The organism is Streptomyces sp. 63XJN7_1_ISO-PGPR-S23-121, assembly GCF_056173025.1.
This window is the reverse complement of sequence record NZ_CM149653.1, coordinates 5,648,267-5,665,795: the sequence shown is the minus strand read 5'-3', so window position 1 is coordinate 5,665,795 and position 17,529 is coordinate 5,648,267. Positions and strand designations below refer to the sequence as shown.

Sequence of the window (17,529 nt, the reverse complement as noted above, 5' to 3'; positions counted from 1 at the left end):
CACACCGTCCCGGCGCGGCGCCGCTCACCCGCCCGTCGTCCCCACGGCCCGCGGTGGCGCCCCCGGTGTGATCCGCGGCGCGGGCACGTCCCCTGTCCCGCCGTGTCCCCGCCCGGCGACGGCCCGGGGACCCGCCCGCTCAGCGCTCCCCGTGCGCGTACCGGCGCACGGCGAGCGGCGCGAACACCGCGAGCAGCACCGCACACCAGGCCAGTGATCCGGCGACGGGGTGCGCCACCGGCCAGGCGGCCCCCTCCGGCACGGGCGCGTTGCCGAAGAGATCGCGCAGCGCCGTGGTCACCGCGCTGATCGGATTCCACTCGGCGACCGCGCGCAGCCACCCGGGCAGCCCCTCGGTCGGGATGTACGCGTTGGACAGCAGCGGCAGGACGAAGGTCGCCCCGCCCAGCTGGCCGGCGGCCTCCTCGCTGCGGGTGAGCAGCCCCAGGAAGATTCCGATCCACGTCGTCGCGAACCGGAACAGCAGCAGCAGACCCACGGCGCCCGCCGCGCCGAGCGCACCGCCCTCCACCCGCCAGCCCACCGCGAGCCCGACCAGCAGGAGGGGCACCGTCCCGGCGGCCGTGACGAGCACGTCCGCGACCGACTGCCCCAGCGGCACCGCCGCCCGGCTCACCGGCAGGGTGCGCAGCCGGTCCGTCACGCCCCGGTGCGTGTCCTGGGCGGCCTGGAACATGCCCGTCATGATCCCGTTCGCCGCCGTCGCCACCAGCAGGCCCGGCACGAGGAAGGACCGGTACTCCGCGCCCGGCATCGCCAGCGCGCTGCCGAACACGTAGCCGAAGAACAGCAGCATCGTGACCGGCATCGACTGGGTGAGGATCAGCAGCCCCGGATTGTTCCGGAGCCGCCGCAACTGCCGGCCCAGCATCGCCGTGCCGTCGTACGCCAGGTCGTACGGCGTGGCCGTTCCCGTCGTCGCGCTCATGCCGCGAGCTCCTTGCTGCCGGTCAGGCGGAGGAAGACGTCGTCCAGGGTCGGCGGGCGCAGGCTCGCGTCCACCAGCGGCACGCCCGCCGCGTCGAGTTCGCGCACCAGGCGCGGGAGCGTCAGGGTCGGATCGGTGCTCGCCGCGCCGACCGTCCGGCGTTCGTGGTCGAGCACCGGCGCCGCCCCGGTGAGCCGGTCGAGGACGGCGGCCGCCCTCTCCATGGCGTCCGCGTCCGCGACGACGGCCTCCGCGTGCGCCCCGACCAGCGCCTTCAGCTCGGCAGGCGATCCCGTGTGCGCCACCCGGCCCCGGTCCACCAGGGCGATGTCGTCGGCGATGCGGTCGGCCTCCTCCAGGTACTGCGTGGTCAGCACCACGGTCGTGCCGTCCTCCTTCAGGGCGCGCACCGCTTCCCAGATCTGGTTCCGGCTGGCCGGGTCCAGCCCGGTCGTCGGCTCGTCCAGGAAGAGCACCTCGGGCCGGCGGATCAGGCTCGCGGCCAGGTCGAGACGGCGCCGCATGCCGCCCGACAGGGTCGACGCGGGCCGGTCAGCGGCCTCGGCGAGGCCGAACCGGTCGAGCAGTTCGGCGGTCCGCGCGGAGGCGTCGCGCACCCGGTGCAGCCGGGCGAACAGCCGCAGGTTCTGGCGTCCGGTGAGGTCCCCGTCGACCGAGGCGTACTGCCCGGTCACGCCGATCCGGCGCCGGACGGCCGCGGCCTCCCGCACGAGGTCGTGCCCGGCGACCCGCGCCGAGCCGGCGTCCGGCCGCAGCAGCGTGGTCAGGAGCCGCACGGCCGTGGTCTTGCCCGCCCCGTTCGGCCCGAGCAGTCCGCACACGGTGCCCTCGGCCACCGCGAGGTCCAGCCCGCGCAGGGCGCGCACGTCGCCGAAGCGCTTCTCCAGACCTTCACTAAGTACAGCGTACGTAGTAGTCATGGGTCGACCATAGCGCACTACGTACGGTGTACGTAACTACGATGGAGGCCGAGGTGATGACAGATGGCGGGCCGAGCGGCCGAACCCGAAGTGATCTGGGCGCGCCCCGAGCGCACCGGCCGGGGACCGAGACCGGCGTACACCCGTGCCGACATCGCCGCGGCATCGGTGCGGATCGCCGACGCCGAGGGCCTGGACGCGGTCTCGATGCGCCGCGTCGCCTCCGAACTGGGCTGCGGCACCATGTCGCTGTACAACTACGTCCCCCGTAAGGAGGACCTGCACGAGCTGATGATGGACGCCGTCAGCGGCGAGCACGAGCTGTGGGAGCCGAGCGGCGACTGGCGCGCCGACATGCTCCGGGTCGCCCACCAGACCCGCGCGCTGATGCACCGCCACCCCTGGCTGCCCCGGCTGATGTCCGCGGTCTACGGCTTCAGCCCCAACGCCCTGCGCTACCTGGAGCACTGCCTGGCCTGCCTCGACCCCTTCGACGCGCCCTACGGCACGAAGATGGAGCTGGTGGCGATGGTGAACGGCGTCGTGACGACCTACGTCGGCAGCGAACTCGCCACCGTCGAGCGCACCCGCTCGCTGCCCTGGTCCCAGGAGCAGGAGAACGCGGCGCGGATCGCGTACCTGGGCAGCCGGCTGGCCAGCGGCGCCTACCCGCGCCTGGCCGCCTCCTTCGCCCAGGACGCCGGCCCCATCGACATGGAGGCGGTGTTCGAGCGGGCGCTGGAACGGGTGCTGAACGGGTTCGGGTGAACCCCAACTGGCCTGCGGCCGGGCCTCCGACGGGGCTCGCCCGTCGCGGATCAGGGTCTTTCGGGCGGGGTCTCGGCAACTGTGAGTTCGCCGTGCAATCTGCGTTCGAACACGTCAGGGGTGGGGTGCGCGAGGGGGGAGGTCACTCGTGTTCGGCATGTGGGGGGAACAGGTTCCGCAGCGAACCGTCGACCGGCCGCGCTCCCGGCCTCGCGGTGATCGTCCTGCGCCCGTGGCGCGCCGCGCGTAGTTTCACGGCCTGACGAACGGCCGGTCCGTCCGCATGTCATTCAGCGGATCACCGCGGCCATTGACTCGAACGTTTGTTCCCTTTTTTGTCCGATTCGCCCGTTCGCCGGGCCCCTCAGCGAACTGGTGCCACCCATGTCCACTCCACGGAGACCCTCATGAGACCGATACGAGGGCGCGCAGCCCACCTGGCGGGTGCCGGCGTCGCTCTGGCGCTGACGCTGACCCTCGCCCCCGGCATGCCGCTCGCGGCCGGCTCGGCGAGCGCAGCACCGCAGGCCGCCGCCCTGTCCCCGTCCGACAGAGCGCTCGCCAGGGCCGAGGCCACCGGCGAGCGGGTGGAGGTGGTCGAGGAACGCACCGAGCGGGACACCGTGTTCGCCAACCCCGACGGAACCACGCTCACCCTGGCGGTGTTCGCCGAGGACGGCATGCCGATCGACGCCAACTTCGACATCGGCGACGACTGGTGACCCCGCGCAAGGGGCGTCCCGGCACCCGCCGGACGGGATGGACGGCGGTCGCCGCCGGTCTGGTGCTCGTCACCGGGTGCGGGGGCGGGGCCGCGGGCTCCGCCGCGGTCACGAGCCCCGTCTCCTCGCCCGCGTCCTTCGGGCAGCGGGCCGTGCAGCGGGACCTGGACGGGGCCGTCGTGGCCGCCGGACTTCCCGGAGGAGAGGTGCGGGCGGGCTTCACCGGGACGGAACGGACGCGGGCCGGCCTCGCGGCACGACTGGCGCCCTGCGTGGTGTCCTGGTCGTCCGAAGGCGCGGGGGACGACGCCGGCGACGGGCCGCTTGCGCGGTGGAACGCCGTGCTGGCCCAGCTCACCGCCCGTGGCTGGGAGGAGACCTCGGCTCCGGAGGAAGCGGCACTGAGCGGGGGCGGCTCCTACGCGATGGCCACGCTCAGGAAGCAGGGGTGGGTGCTCGACGCCCGGCACACCTATGCCCGGGGCTACGTCCGCTCCACGGCCACGGTCACCGAGGAGGCCTGCTTCGAGCGGCTCACCGACGAGGAGACCGTCCTGCCGGAGCGGTGACCGATCCCTACAGCAACGCCAGCTGACCCTCCGGGCCCTCCTCCGGGCCGTCCAGGACCGAGGCCGGTCCACGGGAGGACTCGGGGGCCGGCAGCACGCCCGCGGCGTGCAGTTCCGTGGCCGTGACCGGATCCGTCACCGTCAGCTCCGCACAGCGCGGGCGCAGCTCGGCGAGCAGGGCGAGGACCGTGATCAGCTCCAGCAGCTCGGACGTCCAGGCCTGCGGCCAGCCGGCCGGGCGGATCGCCGCCAGCGTGCCCGGTTCGCCCTCGGCGGTGCGGGCCGCGAACCACTGCTCCAGGACCCGCACCCCGCCCACTTCGAAGTCCCAGGCGCCGGACGGCACGGGGGAGACGCGGCCCTCGTCGAGGTGCAAAGCCTCCTCGTCCCGGTCGTAGCGCAGGGTCAGCGGGCGCGCGGGCAGCGGGGCGCGGACGTAGGGGCGGCGTCCGCCGGGCAGTTTGGGACGCTCGCCGTCGCGGCGCATGAGCCACAGCGCGCGGCGGCCCAGCGAGACGCCGTGCTCCCACTGCGCGGGGTCGGCGGTCAGCGGCACCACGGGGCCGGGACGGACGGCCGCCACCATCCACGCCAGCACGTCCAGCGGGCCGGGGCGCAGCCCGAGCCGGCCGGCCAGGTGGTCCAGCAGCCCGGGGGCCAGGTTCGGCTCGGCCCCGCCGGGACGCCGGTGCAGCGGGCGGACCCGGGCCGGACCGAACAGGGGCAGGAGCGAGGTCGCGAGCAGGAGGGGGCCGGCGGCGTCGGACGTCTCCACGACGAACACCTGCCGCTCGTCGGCCACCCGCCACAGCTCGGGACGGGCCGCGTCGATCAGCCGGTGGTCGGGAATCAGCCACTGCTCGTCGAAGGGCGCCCGCAGCACCCGTACGGGCTCCGGGCAGGGGCCCGAGGCGCGCGCCAGCCGTTCCGTGCCACCCGACGTGCCCGGCAGCTGCCCGACCGCCGTGTGCAGCGTGCGCGAGCGCGTCGGCTGGAACAGGGCCTCGCGGGCGGGTCCCTCCGCCTTCACCAGGGCGTCCCAGCGGGCCCTCGGGGACGCCGGGTCGGGGGCCGCCGGCCACCCCCGGCCGAGCCGCGGCGGTGCGACGGACCACGGCATGAGGTCCGCCGGCGGCGGAGCGTCGTCGTGCGTCACGCCGGGCATCGTACGACGGCGCGCCGCGTCCTCACGTGGCGTCCAGGGTGACCGTGAAGGAGAAGCGGTCCCCCCGGTAGTGGATGACGGCCACGTCCAGCACCCGTCCCGCCGTGTCGTAGGTGATGCCCGTGTAGTGCAGGATCGGGCTGAGCAGCGGCACCTCGAGCAGCCGCGCCGTCTCCGGGTCCGCGAGCCGGGCCTCGACGGTGTCCGTGATCCGGCTGATGTCCATGCCGACCACGTCCCGCAGCACCTTGGTCATCGGCCACCGCGCGAGGTCGTCCGGGTCGATGCGGGCGGCCAGTTCGGGACGGATGTAGTTGCGGGCGTGGTTGGTGGGCTCGCCGGTCTTCTCGTCGCAGCGCAGCCGGTGGTACGTCGCCGCCTCGGCCAGGTCCGGGAAGTACTCGGCGAGTTCGGGCGGCACGGGAGCGGTGCCGTGGCCCAGCAGCTCGGCCTTCATGCCGGACTGCTGGGCCACGATGGCGTCCACCGAGCCCAGCAGCCGCACGGGGGCGCCCCGCCGGACGTGCGGCTCGATGAACGTGCCGCGCCGGCGGTGGCGGGTGATCAGGCCCTCGTCCTCCAGCTCCTTGAGCGCCTGCCGCATGGTCAGCACGCTCACCCCGTAGTGCCCGGCCAGCTGCTCCTCCGTGGGCAGGCGCAGCGGGTCCCGGGGCGAGCGGCCGAGTATCGAGGCGCGCAGGGACTGCGACACCTGGTACCAGAGCGGCAGCTTGCGGTTCAGGACGATGGAGTCCGGGGCGAAGGAGGTCACGGGCCATCCGTACCGTTAGGGGAATCCTCAGTGCAAGGGGCGGAAGTGGCGCTCCAGTCCCTGCCAGACGTCGTCGTAGCGCTGCTGGAGGTGCTCGGCGCGGGTCGCCTGGGGCGTCAGGCTCACCGGCCACCGGGTCTCGAACATGAACGCCAGCCCGTCGTCGATCTTCTGCGGCCTCAGCTCGGCGGCGCTCGCCCGGTCGAAGGTCTCCCGGTCCGGGCCGTGCGCCGACATCATGTTGTGCAGCGAGCCGCCGCCCGGCACGAACCCCTCGGCCTTGGCGTCGTAGGCGCCCTCGATGAGGCCCATGTACTCGCTCATCACGTTCCGGTGGAAGTACGGCGGCCGGAAGGTGTCCTCGCCCACCAGCCAGCGCGGCGCGAAGACCACGAAGTCGACGCCCGCGAGACCCGGGGTGTCGGACGGGGAGGTGAGCACCGTGAAGATCGACGGGTCGGGGTGGTCGTAGGAGATCGTGCCGATCACGTTGAAGCGGCGCAGGTCGTAGACGTACGGCACGTGGTTGCCGTGCCAGGCGACCACGTCGAGCGGGGAGTGGTCGTAGACGGCCGTCCAGAGGTTGCCGCAGTACTTGTTGACCACCTCCACCGGGCCCTCCACGTCCTCGTACGCGGCGACCGGCGCCCGGAAGTCCCGGGCGTTGGCGAGGCCGTTGGCGCCGATCGGGCCGAGGTCGGGCAGGCGGAAGGGGGCGCCGTAGTTCTCGCAGACGTAACCGCGGGCGTCGTCGTCGAGGAGCTCCACGCGGAAGCGCACCCCGCGCGGGATCAGCGCCACGTGGCCCGGCTCGGCGTGCAGCAGCCCGAACTCGGTGCGCAGCAGCAGGCCGCCGCGCTCCGGCACGATCAGCAGCTCGCCGTCGGCGTCGCTGAAGACACGCTCCATGGAGGCGTCGGCGCGGTACAGGTGGACGGCCATGCCGGTGCGCTGGGTCGCGTCGCCGTTGCCCCCGAGGGTCCACAGGCCCGCCAGGAAGTCCGTCCCGGCCTCGGGCTCGGGCAGCGGGTTCCACCGCAGCCGGTTGGGGTCCGGCACGCACTGGGTGAACGGCGCGGTGCGCAGCGCGCCGTTGCCGGTCCGGGTGAACGCCGGGTGCGCGGCCGACGGGCGGATGCGGTACAGCCACGAGCGCCGGTTGTGCGCCCGCGGCTCCGTGAAGGCCGAGCCGCTGAGCTGCTCGGCGTACAGCCCCAGGGGCGCCCGCTGCGGCGAGTTCCGGCCCTCGGGGAGGGCCCCCGGAACGGCCTGCGAACTGTGCTCGTTGCCGAAGCCGGACAGGTAGGTCAGGCCCTCCGCGGTCTTCCGCGCGTCCCCGCTCATTGATCGCTCCCTCGCAATCTGATTCCTATGCGTCACCGTAGGATTGCGGTTTCCCGGGCGCAAGAGGGCGAGCGGACCTTCGTCCTCCTCCTGGGGGACGATGACCGGAACCAGACCTCTGGGGGATCCGGACCGTCGGACCGGTGTTCTACTCTCCCGGCATGTCGTGGACGCGGGAAGCAGCCGCCGCGCTCGCGGTCTGTGTCCTGTTGCTGACCGGATCCGCGGGCTGCGGCTCCAGTGGCGGGGAAAGGCCGGAGGCCGGGGTGTCGCCGACGTCGGCGGGCCGGCTCCTCGAGGACACCGACGAGGGCGGCCGGCGCTACCGGGAGGCGGACGCCGGGCGGGTGCCCGAGGTCGGCATCGAGGTGCAGCCCGACACGGACGACACCTGGGACGTCCGGCTGACCGTCCGCGAGTTCCGGTTCTCGCCGCCCGGCACGGAGGCCGCGGCGGTGGCCGGCCGCGGTGTGGCGCACCTCTTCGTCGACGGGGACCTCGTCACCGTCCTGCGCGGCCCCCGGTACCGCCTCACCGCCGAACTCGTCCCGCGCGGCACCCACCACGTCACCGCACGCCTGTACGCCGACGACGGCACCGTCTGGGCCGTCGACGGTGAGCCGGTGGAGAGCACGGCGGACATCACGGCCTCGGAGGCGGAGCCGACCGGGGCCACGGAACCCGCGCTCCGCGAGGACGCGGCCCCGCCCGCCGCCGTCCGGCCGGGTACCGGAGTCCACGGTTCCCCGGACCGTGGCGGAAAGGCATCATGACGCACGTGCCCCACGCGACCCCGCTCCGTCGTGCCCCCGTGCAGCGGCGCAGCGCCGAACGGCTGACCCGGATCCTCGACGCCTGCGCCACCCTCCTCGACGAGGTCGGCTACGACGGGCTGAGCACCCGGGCCGTGGCCCAGCGCGCCGGCGTCCCCATCGGCTCGGTGTACCGCTTCTTCGGCAACAAGCGGCAGATGGCCGACGCTCTGGCGCAGCGCAACCTCGAGCGCTACGCCGAACGCGTGACCGAGCGGCTGACGGAGGCCGGTGACGGGGGCTGGCGGGACGCCCTCGACGCCGTGCTCGACGAGTACCTGGCGATGAAGCGGACCGCGCCCGGCTTCTCCCTGGTCGACTTCGGCAACCAGATACCGGTCGGCGGACGCCAGGCCGAGCCCAACCACCGCGTCGCCGACCGGGTCACCGAACTGCTCGCCGGCTACCTCGGCCGCCACCCCGACGACGACCTGCGCCGCGCCTTCCTGGTCGCCGTGGAGACCGCCGACACCCTCGTCCAGCTCGCCTTCCGGATGGCGCCGGACGGCGACGAGGCGATCATCGGCGAGGCCCGGGAGCTGCTGGCGGCGTATCTGGGGCGCGTGCTCGACTGACGCGCGGCAAGGCCGTCGCCGCCGTGTTCCGCCAAGGTCTCCCCGTCATGCCTACCGGTCGGTATGCTCGCCCCGAGGTTCCACGTCCGCGCGTCACCGCCGCCGTCCTCCGGGAGGACCCGTGTCCCGCACCGCCCTGCGTATCTGCCCCCTGTGCGAGGCCACCTGCGGCCTGACCCTGACCGTCGAGGGCACCAGGGTCACCGCCGCCCGCGGCGACCGCGACGACGTCTTCAGCCGCGGGTTCATCTGCCCGAAGGGGGCCTCCTTCGGCGCCCTCGACGCCGACCCCGACCGGCTGCGCGCACCCCTCGTGCGCCGGGACGGCGAGCTGCGCGAGGCCACCTGGGAGGAGGCGTTCGACGCGGTCGCCGCGGGCATCCGCCCCGTCGTCGAACGGTACGGACCGCACGCCGCCGGCATCGTCCTCGGCAACCCCAACGTGCACACCGTGGCCGGCGCCCTCTACCCGCCGGTCCTGCTCGGCGCGCTCGGCACCCGCAGCCTCTTCACCGCCTCCACGCTCGACCAGATGCCCAAGCACGTCTCCAGCGGCCTGCTGTACGGTGACGCGGGCGCCATCCCGGTGCCCGACCTCGACCGCACCGACCACCTGCTCCTCATCGGCGCCAACCCGCTGGAGTCCAACGGCAGTCTGTGCACGGCGCCCGACTTTCCCGGCCGGCTGAAAGGCCTCAGGGCCCGCGGCGGCACCCTCACCGTCGTCGACCCGCGCCGCACCCGCACCGCGAAGCTCGCCGACCGGCACGTGGCGATCCGCCCGGGCACGGACGCCCTGCTCCTCGCCGCGATGGCCAACGTCCTGTACGAGGAGGGCCTGGTGGATCTCGGCGCCCTCGCGCCGCACGTCGAGGGCGTCGCTGAACTGGCCGACGCGGTACGGGACTTCACTCCGGAGTCCGTCGCCGCCGCCTGCGACGTGGACGCCGGGACGACACGTGCCCTCGCCCGCGAACTCGCCGCCGCCCCCACCGCCGCCGTCTACGGCCGCATCGGCAGCTGCACCGTCCCGCACGGCACCCTCGCCAGCTGGCTCGTGGACGTCCTCACCGTCCTCACCGGCAACCTCGACCGGCCCGGGGGTGCCCTCTTCCCGCAGGCCGCCACCGACCGGACCCCGCGCCCCGCCGGGCCCGGCCGGGGCTTCGCGCTCGGCCGCTGGCACTCCCGGGTGAGCGGACACCCCGAGGCGAAGGGCGAGCTGCCGCTGTCCGCCCTCGCCGAGGAGATCGACACCGCGACCGGCGAGGGCGAGCCGGTCCGCGCACTGATCACGGTCGCCGCCAACCCCGTGCTGTCCGCTCCCGACGGCGACCGGCTCGACAAGGCGCTGGCCTCGCTGGACTTCATGGTGAGCGTCGACCCGTACCTGAACGAGACCTCGCGCCACGCCCACGTCGTCCTGCCGCCGCCCCCGCCGGCCCAGAGCCCGCACCACGACTTCGCCTTCAACGGCCTCGCCGTGCGCAACCAGGTCCGCTACACCCGGCCCGCCGTCCCCCTCGAACCCGGCCGGACGGCCGAGACCGAGATCCTGGCCCGGCTGGTGCTCGCCGTCTCCGGCGGGCACGGCGCCGATCCCGCCGCCGTCGACGCCATGGTGATCGAGCAGACCCTCGGCAAGGCCGTACGGGACCCGCACTCTCCCGTCCACGGGCGCGACCCGCGCGACCTCGCCGCCCGCCTCACCGGCGTCGACGGCCCCGAGCGGCGGCTGGACATGATGCTGCGCCTCGGCCCCTACGGCGACGGGTTCGGCGCCCGCCCCGACGGGCTGACGCTGGACCGGCTGCTCGCCCACCCGCACGGCATCGACCTCGGTCCGCTGCGCCCGCGCCTGCCGCAGCCGCTGAGGACCCGCAGCGGGAAGGTGGAGCTGCTCCCCGCGCCGATCGCCGGCGACCTGCCGCGTCTGAGGCGCGCCATGGACGAGCGCCCCGAGGGGCTCCTCCTGGTCGGCCGGCGCCACCTGAGGTCCAACAACAGCTGGATGCACAACGTCCCCGCCCTCACCGGCGGCTCCAACCGCTGCACCCTGCACGTCCACCCCGACGACGCCGGCCGGCTGGGCCTGCGGGACGGGGAGCCGGTCCGCGTCAAGGGCGCCGGGGGAGAGGTGACCGCCCCCGCCGAGGTCACCGACACGGTCCGGCCGGGCGTGGTCAGCCTCCCGCACGGCTGGGGCCACGACCGGCCCGGCACCCGCCTCACCCACGCCGCCGGCGACCCCGGCGTCAACGTCAACCAGCTCCTCGACGGCAGCCTGCTGGACCCGCTCTCGGGCAACGCGGTCCTCAACGGCATCCCCGTCGAGCTCACCCCGACGGCCCGGCCCTGACCCGACCCCTGACCTGACCCCCGACCTGAGCAAAGCTGTGACCTGGAGTTTTGCGCTTATTGCTCGCATGTCAACGTCTTGTTAACGCGGCTTCGCGCCACCTAACGTCGCTCGCACCGCCTGCCCCGGTGGGATGTTCAAGGGCGAACGTTAGGTATCCATTCATGCTGACCATCCTCGGCTTCGCCATGATCGCGACCTTCCTGGTCCTGATCATGATGAAGAAGATGTCGCCGATCGCGGCGCTCGTGCTGATCCCCGCGCTGTTCTGCGTGTTCGTCGGCAAGGGCGCCCATCTGGGCGACTACGTCATCGACGGCGTGTCCAGCCTCGCCCCCACCGCGGCGATGCTCATGTTCGCGATCGTCTACTTCGGAGTGATGATCGACGTCGGGCTGTTCGACCCGATCGTCCGGGCGATCCTGAAGTTCTGCAAGGCCGATCCGATGCGGATCGTCGTCGGCACGGCGCTGCTGGCCGCCATCGTCTCCCTGGACGGCGACGGCTCGACCACCTTCATGATCACGGTCTCGGCCATGTACCCGCTGTACAAGCGGCTGAAGATGAGCCTGGTCGTGATGACGGGTGTCGCCGCGATGGCCAACGGCGTGATGAACACCCTGCCCTGGGGCGGCCCCACCGCCCGCGCCGCCACGGCGCTGAAGGTCGACGCCACCGACATCTTCGTGCCGATGATCCCGGCCCTGGCCGTGGGCCTGGCCGCGGTCGTCGTCCTGGCCTACGTCCTCGGTGTGCGCGAGCGCCGGCGGCTCGGCACCCTGACGCTGGACGAGGCGCCGGTGCGGGAGGACGAGAGCGAGACGGTGCTGGTCGGCGCGGGTGCGGCGGCCGGCACGGGACCGGACGGCGCGTCCCGCACCGGTGCCGGTGCCGGCGTCGGTACCGGCACCGGCGTCGGGAGGGCGTCCGCGGATGCCGGCGGCCCGGCCGCGGGGGCGGGCGAGGCGGACGACACGTTCCAGGGCCTGGACCCGCACCGCGCCACCCTGCGCCCCAAGCTGTACTGGTTCAACGCGCTGCTCACGGTCGCCCTGCTGACCGCCATGATCATGGAGCTGCTGCCGATCCCGGTGCTGTTCCTGATCGGCGCGGCACTCGTCCTCACCGTCAACTTCCCGCACATCCCCGACCAGAAGGCCCGGATCGCGGCCCACGCCGACAACGTCCTCAACGTCTCCGGCATGGTCTTCGCCGCCGCCGTCTTCACCGGCGTCCTCACCGGCACCGGCATGGTCGACCACATGGCCAACTGGCTGGTGGACACCATCCCCGACGGCATGGGCCCGCACATGGGGCTCGTCACCGGCCTGCTGAGCCTGCCCCTGACCTACTTCATGTCGAACGACGGCTTCTACTTCGGCGTCCTGCCGGTGCTCGCCGAGGCCGGCCACGCGCACGGCGTGTCGACGCTGGAGATCGCCCGCGCCTCGATCGTCGGCCAGCCGCTGCACATGTCCAGCCCGCTCGTCCCCGCCGTGTACGTCCTGGTCGGCATGGCCAAGGTCGAGTTCGGCGACCACACCCGGTTCGTCGTGAAGTGGGCGGTCCTGACCAGCCTGGTGATCCTCGCGGCGGGCATCCTGTTCGGCATCATCTGATCATCGGCCCGGCTCCCGCCGACCGTGTGCGGGGGCCGGACGCCCAGGAAGGACACGACCATGACGCCCGGTGGGAACCGCGGCTGGCTGCTCCGCCTCGTCATCGCCTTCGGCTTCGCGCAGGGGGCGGTGTCGATGGCCCGGCCCGCCGTCTCCTACCGGGCCCTCGCCCTGGGCGCGGACGAGCGGGCGATCGGTGTCATCGCCGGCGTGTACGCGCTGCTGCCGCTGTTCGCGGCCGTGCCGCTGGGCCGCCGCACCGACCACGGCCGCTGCGCCCCGCTGCTGCCCGCCGGCGTGGTGCTCATCGCCGGCGGCTGCGCGCTGAGCGGTGTCGCCGGGTCGCTGTGGGCGATGGCGCTGTGGAGCGGCGTCATGGGCCTCGGCCACCTCTGCTTCGTCATCGGCGCGCAGTCGCTGGTCGCCCGCCAGTCCGCGCCGCACGAACAGGACCGCAACTTCGGCCACTTCACCATCGGCGCCTCGCTCGGCCAGCTGGTCGGGCCCGTCGCGGCCGGCGCCCTGATCGGCGGCCCGGACATGGCGGGCAGCAGCGCGCTCGCCCTGGTCGTCGCGGGCGCGGGCGCGGCGGTCGCGTTCACGTCGCTGTGGCGCATCGAGCACCCGGCGGCCGCCGGGTCCCGCCGGGAGCAGGGGCCGCGCGTCCCGGTGGGAGGCATCCTGCGGGCCCGGGGCGTGCCCGCGGGCATCCTGATCAGCCTGTCGGTGCTGTCCGCGACCGACATCCTCACCGCCTACCTCCCGGTGGTCGGCGAGCACCGGGGCATCTCCCCGGCCGTGATCGGCGTCCTGCTCAGCCTGCGCGCGGCGGCCACGATCGCCTGCCGGCTGGTGCTGACGCCCCTCCTGCGGTGGCTCGGCCGCACCGTCCTGCTCACGGTGACCTGTCTGCTGGCGGCCGTGCTGTGCGCCGGGGTCGCGCTGCCGGTGCCGGTGTGGGCCCTGGGCGTGATGCTCGCCGTCCTCGGCTTCTGTCTGGGCGTCGGCCAGCCGCTGTCCATGACGACCGTCGTCCAGGCCGCCCCCGACGGGGCCCGCTCCACCGCCCTCGCCCTGCGCCTGACCGGCAACCGCCTCGGCCAGGTCGCCGCGCCGGCAGCGGCCGGTCTGATCGCCGGTGTCGCGGGCGTGGCCGCGCCCTTCGTGATGCTCGGCGCGCTGCTCCTGCTGTCCTCGGGTGTCGCCCTGCGCTCCCCGGCCGGGCCGGCGCCCGAGCGCACGTCCGCTGCCGACGGCCCCGCCCGGGGCCGGCCGTCGCGCCGTACGGCACGCCGGACGGCGGGTCGGGGCGGTGGCCGGTGCGCGGGTCCGCCGGACCGGGGGAGATGATGACGGTCACCATCAGGGGATCGGGGGAGCAACCATGGCCGTACTCGTCCTGACCGGCGTCCTGCTGCTGGTCGCCGGAGGATGCGTCTGCGTCGTCCTGGCCGCGCGGGGAGGCCCCCGCTGGACCAGGGTGGTCGCCGCGGCGACCCTGGCGGCGGGCGAACTGGTCCGCACCTCGCGGCGCCCGGGCGCCCGCCCGGGCCGGAGCGGCGGCGCGGACGACTAGGGTCTGTCGTCTGGATCAGGCCGGCTGGGACGGACGGTGCGCCCGGGCCGGCATGATCCAAACGGCAGGCCCTGGCGGCAGCGCCGCGCCGGACGGCTCCGCAGCCGCGGGGTGGGCTGATCGCCCGGCCGTGCGGGGCCGGGACGGCTCCCGCTCCCGGGCGCGCACCGCCGCGGCGCGGGCCCGGCCCGCCGGTCGCACGGGGCAGGGAGGACCAGGCCCGATGGCCCGCCGTCGCGCCGTCGCGGCGCACGGTCCCGGTGGGGCCGGCCACGGGGCACAACTCCCCGTGTGCTCCGCCCTGATCACTTCCTGAGACGCCCCCCGCCCCGAATCCGGCCGTCCGCTTTCTCACTGGACGGACGCTCGCGTGAGATGCGGTCCGGTGTCTTCCCCGGCCGCGCACAGTCCGTTAACTTCCGTGACTCACACGCCCCGTGCGTCCCGTACGGGGTGTCCGTCCACGAAGTCCCAGCGCCAGTGAGCCCCCGGGGGGCACCCCATGACACGCGCCATCTCCCTGCACGACGTGAGCAAGACCTACGCGCGAGGCGTCCGCGTGGTGGACCGGCTGTCGCTGGACATCGCGCCCGGCGAGTTCCTCGTCCTGCTCGGCCCCTCCGGCTGCGGCAAGTCCACCCTGCTGCGCATGATCGCCGGACTGGAGGAGATCACCGAGGGCAGACTGCTGCTCGACGGCGCGTACGCCAACGACCTGCTCCCCGCCGAACGGCGCATGGCGATGGTCTTCCAGAACTTCGCCCTGTACCCCAACATGACGACCCGAGGGAACATCGGCTTCCCGCTGCGCGTCGAGGCACCCCAGGCCGACCACGGCCCCCGTGTGGACGCCACCGCCCGGATGCTGGGCATCGAGGAACTCCTCGACCGCTTCCCCGCCCAGCTCTCCGGCGGTGAACGCCAGCGCGTCGCCATGGGCCGGGCCATCTCCCGCCGGCCCACCGCCTTCCTGATGGACGAGCCCCTGTCCAACCTCGACGCCAAACTCCGCAACCACCTGCGCGCCGAGATCACCGGGCTGACCCGCGAACTGGGCGTCACCACCGTCTACGTCACCCACGACCAGTCCGAGGCGATGTCCCTCGGGGACCGGGTCGCCGTGCTGCGCGGCGGCGTGCTCCAGCAGGTGGACGCCCCGCGCACCGTCTACGCCCTGCCGCGCAACGTCTTCGTCGCCGCCTTCATCGGCACCCCGCGCATCAATCTGCTGCGCGGCCTCGTGCGCGCCCCGCTCGACGGGGCGATGACCGTCAGCCTGGGCAAGCAGTTCCTGCGCCTGCCCGAACCGCTGTCCCTGGACCACCAGTTGCTCCGCGTCCAGCAGGGCCGGGAGGTCATCGTGGGCCTGCGGTCGGAGGCCGTCCGGATCGCCGACCCCGCCTCCGCCCGCCCCGGCGAGGTGCTGCTCACCGGCCTGGTGGAACACGTCGAGTTCCAGGGCCACGAGGTCCTCGTCCACTTCAACACCGGTTCCCGGCCCGCCGTCGTCCCCGACCTGGAGGCTCCGCGGCCCGCCGCACGCCCCGCGGGCCGCCGCCGCCGCGACGGCACGGTCCTCGGCCGGCTGAGGGAGCGGGCGGGCGCTCTGCGCGCCGGTCCCGTGGTCGCCCTGGACGAGCCGCCGGAACCCGGACCCGCGGTCACCGCCCCCGACGGCCGTCTGCCCGGCGACCTGATCGTCCGGACCACCCCCGACATCCACCTCCGCCACGGCATGCAGGTGCCCCTCCTCGTCGACCTCGCCCACCTGTTCGTCTTCGACCAGTACGGCGAACGGATCTGCCCCGACCCGGCCCGGCTGCCGGACCTGGAGGAGTGATTCCGGCCGCTGCCGGCCCTCCAGGAGGGTGAGCCGCGCCACCATGGTGGCCGCCTCTGGTGCCGTAAAACTATCGGCGCTAGTTTGGGGCCGGACGACGAGGCCCGCCCGGAAGGAACGCGATGAAGGCACACGACGGCATGTACATCGACGGAGCCTGGCGCCCCGCCGACGGACGGGACACGATCGACGTCGTGAACCCGGCCGACGAGCAGGTGATCGGCACGGTCCCCGCCGGCACCGCCCTGGACGTGGACGCCGCCGTACGGGCCGCCCGCGCCGCCCTGCCGGGCTGGGCCGCCACCCCGCCCGCCGAACGCGCCGCGCGGCTGGCGGCCCTGCGGGACGTGCTGGTGGCCCGCAAGGACGAGATCGCCGGGACCGTCACCGCGGAACTCGGCTCACCGCTGAAGTTCTCGCAGGCCGTGCACGCCGGCGCCCCGATCGCGGTCGCGGGCTCCTACGCCGAGCTGGCGGCGACGTACGCCTTCGAGGAGAAGGTCGGCAACTCCGTCGTCCACCACGAGCCGATCGGCGTGGTCGGCGCCATCACCCCGTGGAACTACCCCCTCCACCAGATCGTCGCCAAGGTCGCCCCGGCGCTCGCGGCCGGCTGCACCGTCGTCCTCAAGCCCGCCGAGGACACCCCGCTCACCGCCCGGCTCTTCGCCGAGGCGGTGCACGAGGCGGGCGTCCCGGCGGGCGTCTTCAACCTGGTCACCGGCCTCGGCCCGGTCGCCGGCCAGGCCCTCGCCGAGCACCCCGACGTCGACCTGGTCTCCTTCACCGGCTCCACCGCCGTCGGCCGCCGGATCGGCGCGATCGCCGGCGCCGCCGTCAAGAAGGTCGCCCTCGAACTCGGCGGCAAGTCCGCCAACGTGATCCTGCCGAGCGCCGACCTGGCCGAGGCCGTGAACGTCGGCGTCGCCAACGTCATGTCCAACTCCGGTCAGACGTGCAGCGCCTGGACGCGCATGCTGGTCCACCGCGACCAGTACGACGAGGCCGTCGAGCTGGCCGCCGAGGCCGCCGCGAAGTACGGCGACCGGATCGGCCCGGTCGTCAACGCCAGGCAGTGGGAGCGGGTGCGCGGCTACATCGAGAAGGGCGTGGCCGAGGGCGCGCGCCTCGTCGCGGGCGGCCCCGAGGCCCCGCGCGAGCAGGGCTGGTACGTCCGCCCGACCGTCCTCGCCGATGTGACCGAGGACATGACCGTCGCCCAGGAGGAGATCTTCGGGCCGGTCCTGTGCGTGCTGCGCTACGAGGACGAGGAGGACGCCCTGCGGATCGCCAACGGCACGGTCTACGGCCTCGCCGGGGCCGTCTGGGCCGCCGACGAGGCGGAGGCCGTCGCCTTCGCCCGTCGCATGGACACCGGCCAGGTCGACATCAACGGCGGCCGTTTCAACCCGCTGGCCCCCTTCGGCGGCTACAAGCAGTCGGGCGTCGGCCGCGAACTGGGCGCGCACGGCCTCACCGAGTACCTCCAGACCAAGTCCCTCCAGTTCTAGTCAGGGG

The 17,529-nt window shown here is 74.0% G+C and carries 16 protein-coding genes; 11 read left to right on the top strand and 5 right to left on the bottom strand.

The genetic code is table 11. The features are described 5' to 3' along the window. Positions 1-139: 139 nt before the first annotated feature. Positions 140-949: an ABC transporter permease gene (locus AC0VYN_RS25250; RefSeq protein WP_475532814.1), complete on the bottom strand. Its 810-nt coding sequence runs from the start codon at positions 947-949 to the stop codon at positions 140-142. Beyond that, a complete protein-coding gene (locus AC0VYN_RS25245) occupies positions 946-1,890 on the bottom strand; it encodes an ATP-binding cassette domain-containing protein (protein WP_475532813.1) in 945 nt (314 codons plus the stop codon). The genes AC0VYN_RS25250 and AC0VYN_RS25245 overlap by 4 nt, the downstream gene beginning before the upstream one ends. Before the next feature lie 63 nt (positions 1,891-1,953). Between AC0VYN_RS25245 and AC0VYN_RS25240 the strand changes: the two genes are divergently transcribed. From AC0VYN_RS25240 to AC0VYN_RS25230, 3 genes are all read left to right on the top strand, one after another. Beyond that, positions 1,954-2,658 (top strand): TetR/AcrR family transcriptional regulator, encoded by a 705-nt coding sequence (locus AC0VYN_RS25240; RefSeq protein WP_475532812.1) that lies wholly within the window; start codon positions 1,954-1,956, stop codon positions 2,656-2,658. A gap of 407 nt (positions 2,659-3,065) precedes the next feature. After that, positions 3,066-3,380 carry a hypothetical protein gene (locus AC0VYN_RS25235; RefSeq protein ID WP_475532811.1) on the top strand — a complete coding sequence of 105 codons (315 nt, stop codon included), beginning with the start codon at positions 3,066-3,068 and terminating at the stop codon, positions 3,378-3,380. Beyond that, entirely contained in the window at positions 3,377-3,949 is a 573-nt protein-coding gene (locus tag AC0VYN_RS25230) for a hypothetical protein (protein WP_475532810.1), read from the top strand. The genes AC0VYN_RS25235 and AC0VYN_RS25230 overlap by 4 nt, the downstream gene beginning before the upstream one ends. A gap of 7 nt (positions 3,950-3,956) precedes the next feature. Here the strand turns inward: AC0VYN_RS25230 and AC0VYN_RS25225 are convergent, their stop codons facing one another. The 3 genes from AC0VYN_RS25225 to hmgA are packed head-to-tail and all read right to left on the bottom strand — an operon-like array spanning position 3,957 to position 7,230. Continuing rightward, a complete protein-coding gene (locus tag AC0VYN_RS25225) occupies positions 3,957-5,114 on the bottom strand; it encodes a type ISP restriction/modification enzyme (RefSeq protein ID WP_475532809.1) in 1,158 nt (385 codons plus the stop codon). Positions 5,115-5,136: 22 nt separating this feature from the next. After that, on the bottom strand, positions 5,137-5,886 hold the full coding sequence (locus AC0VYN_RS25220; protein ID WP_475532808.1) for a GntR family transcriptional regulator: 750 nt from the start codon (positions 5,884-5,886) through the stop codon (positions 5,137-5,139). A gap of 27 nt (positions 5,887-5,913) precedes the next feature. Beyond that, complete coding sequence (hmgA, locus tag AC0VYN_RS25215) at positions 5,914-7,230, bottom strand: homogentisate 1,2-dioxygenase (protein WP_475532807.1); 1,317 nt, start codon at positions 7,228-7,230, stop codon at positions 5,914-5,916. A gap of 161 nt (positions 7,231-7,391) precedes the next feature. On the opposite strand from hmgA, the gene AC0VYN_RS25210 reads away from it, so the two are divergent. The 8 genes from AC0VYN_RS25210 to AC0VYN_RS25175 all read left to right on the top strand — a co-directional run bounded on the left by AC0VYN_RS25210 (position 7,392) and on the right by AC0VYN_RS25175 (position 17,522). Next, on the top strand, positions 7,392-8,003 hold the full coding sequence (locus AC0VYN_RS25210) for a hypothetical protein (RefSeq protein ID WP_475532806.1): 612 nt from the start codon (positions 7,392-7,394) through the stop codon (positions 8,001-8,003). Further along, positions 8,000-8,617 carry a TetR/AcrR family transcriptional regulator gene (locus AC0VYN_RS25205; protein ID WP_475532805.1) on the top strand — a complete coding sequence of 206 codons (618 nt, stop codon included), beginning with the start codon at positions 8,000-8,002 and terminating at the stop codon, positions 8,615-8,617. The genes AC0VYN_RS25210 and AC0VYN_RS25205 overlap by 4 nt, the downstream gene beginning before the upstream one ends. A gap of 121 nt (positions 8,618-8,738) precedes the next feature. Then, complete coding sequence (locus AC0VYN_RS25200) at positions 8,739-10,976, top strand: molybdopterin oxidoreductase family protein (protein ID WP_475532804.1); 2,238 nt, start codon at positions 8,739-8,741, stop codon at positions 10,974-10,976. Between the two features lie 164 nt (positions 10,977-11,140). Further along, complete coding sequence (locus AC0VYN_RS25195) at positions 11,141-12,595, top strand: CitMHS family transporter (RefSeq protein WP_475532803.1); 1,455 nt, start codon at positions 11,141-11,143, stop codon at positions 12,593-12,595. A 60-nt stretch (positions 12,596-12,655) separates the two neighbouring features. Then, a complete protein-coding gene (locus AC0VYN_RS25190; RefSeq protein WP_475532802.1) occupies positions 12,656-13,945 on the top strand; it encodes an MFS transporter in 1,290 nt (429 codons plus the stop codon). A gap of 34 nt (positions 13,946-13,979) precedes the next feature. Next, on the top strand, positions 13,980-14,171 hold the full coding sequence (locus AC0VYN_RS25185; RefSeq protein WP_475532801.1) for a hypothetical protein: 192 nt from the start codon (positions 13,980-13,982) through the stop codon (positions 14,169-14,171). A 502-nt stretch (positions 14,172-14,673) separates the two neighbouring features. Further along, complete coding sequence (locus tag AC0VYN_RS25180) at positions 14,674-16,011, top strand: ABC transporter ATP-binding protein (RefSeq protein ID WP_475532800.1); 1,338 nt, start codon at positions 14,674-14,676, stop codon at positions 16,009-16,011. Between the two features lie 122 nt (positions 16,012-16,133). Continuing rightward, positions 16,134-17,522: an aldehyde dehydrogenase family protein gene (locus AC0VYN_RS25175; protein WP_475532799.1), complete on the top strand. Its 1,389-nt coding sequence runs from the start codon at positions 16,134-16,136 to the stop codon at positions 17,520-17,522. Positions 17,523-17,529 lie beyond the last annotated feature (7 nt).

What these genes read in the sequence shown, in the direction of transcription:
- AC0VYN_RS25175 (WP_475532799.1), top strand. Translation starts at nt 16,134, where the DNA reads ATGAAGGCACACGACGGCATGTACATCGACGGAGCCTGGCGCCCCGCC.
- AC0VYN_RS25225 (WP_475532809.1), bottom strand. Translation starts at nt 5,114, where the DNA reads ATGCCCGGCGTGACGCACGACGACGCTCCGCCGCCGGCGGACCTCATG.
- AC0VYN_RS25210 (WP_475532806.1), top strand. Translation starts at nt 7,392, where the DNA reads ATGTCGTGGACGCGGGAAGCAGCCGCCGCGCTCGCGGTCTGTGTCCTG.
- AC0VYN_RS25235 (WP_475532811.1), top strand. Translation starts at nt 3,066, where the DNA reads ATGAGACCGATACGAGGGCGCGCAGCCCACCTGGCGGGTGCCGGCGTC.
- AC0VYN_RS25195 (WP_475532803.1), top strand. Translation starts at nt 11,141, where the DNA reads ATGCTGACCATCCTCGGCTTCGCCATGATCGCGACCTTCCTGGTCCTG.
- AC0VYN_RS25245 (WP_475532813.1), bottom strand. Translation starts at nt 1,890, where the DNA reads ATGACTACTACGTACGCTGTACTTAGTGAAGGTCTGGAGAAGCGCTTC.
- AC0VYN_RS25250 (WP_475532814.1), bottom strand. Translation starts at nt 949, where the DNA reads ATGAGCGCGACGACGGGAACGGCCACGCCGTACGACCTGGCGTACGAC.
- AC0VYN_RS25180 (WP_475532800.1), top strand. Translation starts at nt 14,674, where the DNA reads ATGACACGCGCCATCTCCCTGCACGACGTGAGCAAGACCTACGCGCGA.
- hmgA (WP_475532807.1), bottom strand. Translation starts at nt 7,230, where the DNA reads ATGAGCGGGGACGCGCGGAAGACCGCGGAGGGCCTGACCTACCTGTCC.
- AC0VYN_RS25240 (WP_475532812.1), top strand. Translation starts at nt 1,954, where the DNA reads ATGGCGGGCCGAGCGGCCGAACCCGAAGTGATCTGGGCGCGCCCCGAG.
- AC0VYN_RS25190 (WP_475532802.1), top strand. Translation starts at nt 12,656, where the DNA reads ATGACGCCCGGTGGGAACCGCGGCTGGCTGCTCCGCCTCGTCATCGCC.
- AC0VYN_RS25205 (WP_475532805.1), top strand. Translation starts at nt 8,000, where the DNA reads ATGACGCACGTGCCCCACGCGACCCCGCTCCGTCGTGCCCCCGTGCAG.
- AC0VYN_RS25185 (WP_475532801.1), top strand. Translation starts at nt 13,980, where the DNA reads ATGGCCGTACTCGTCCTGACCGGCGTCCTGCTGCTGGTCGCCGGAGGA.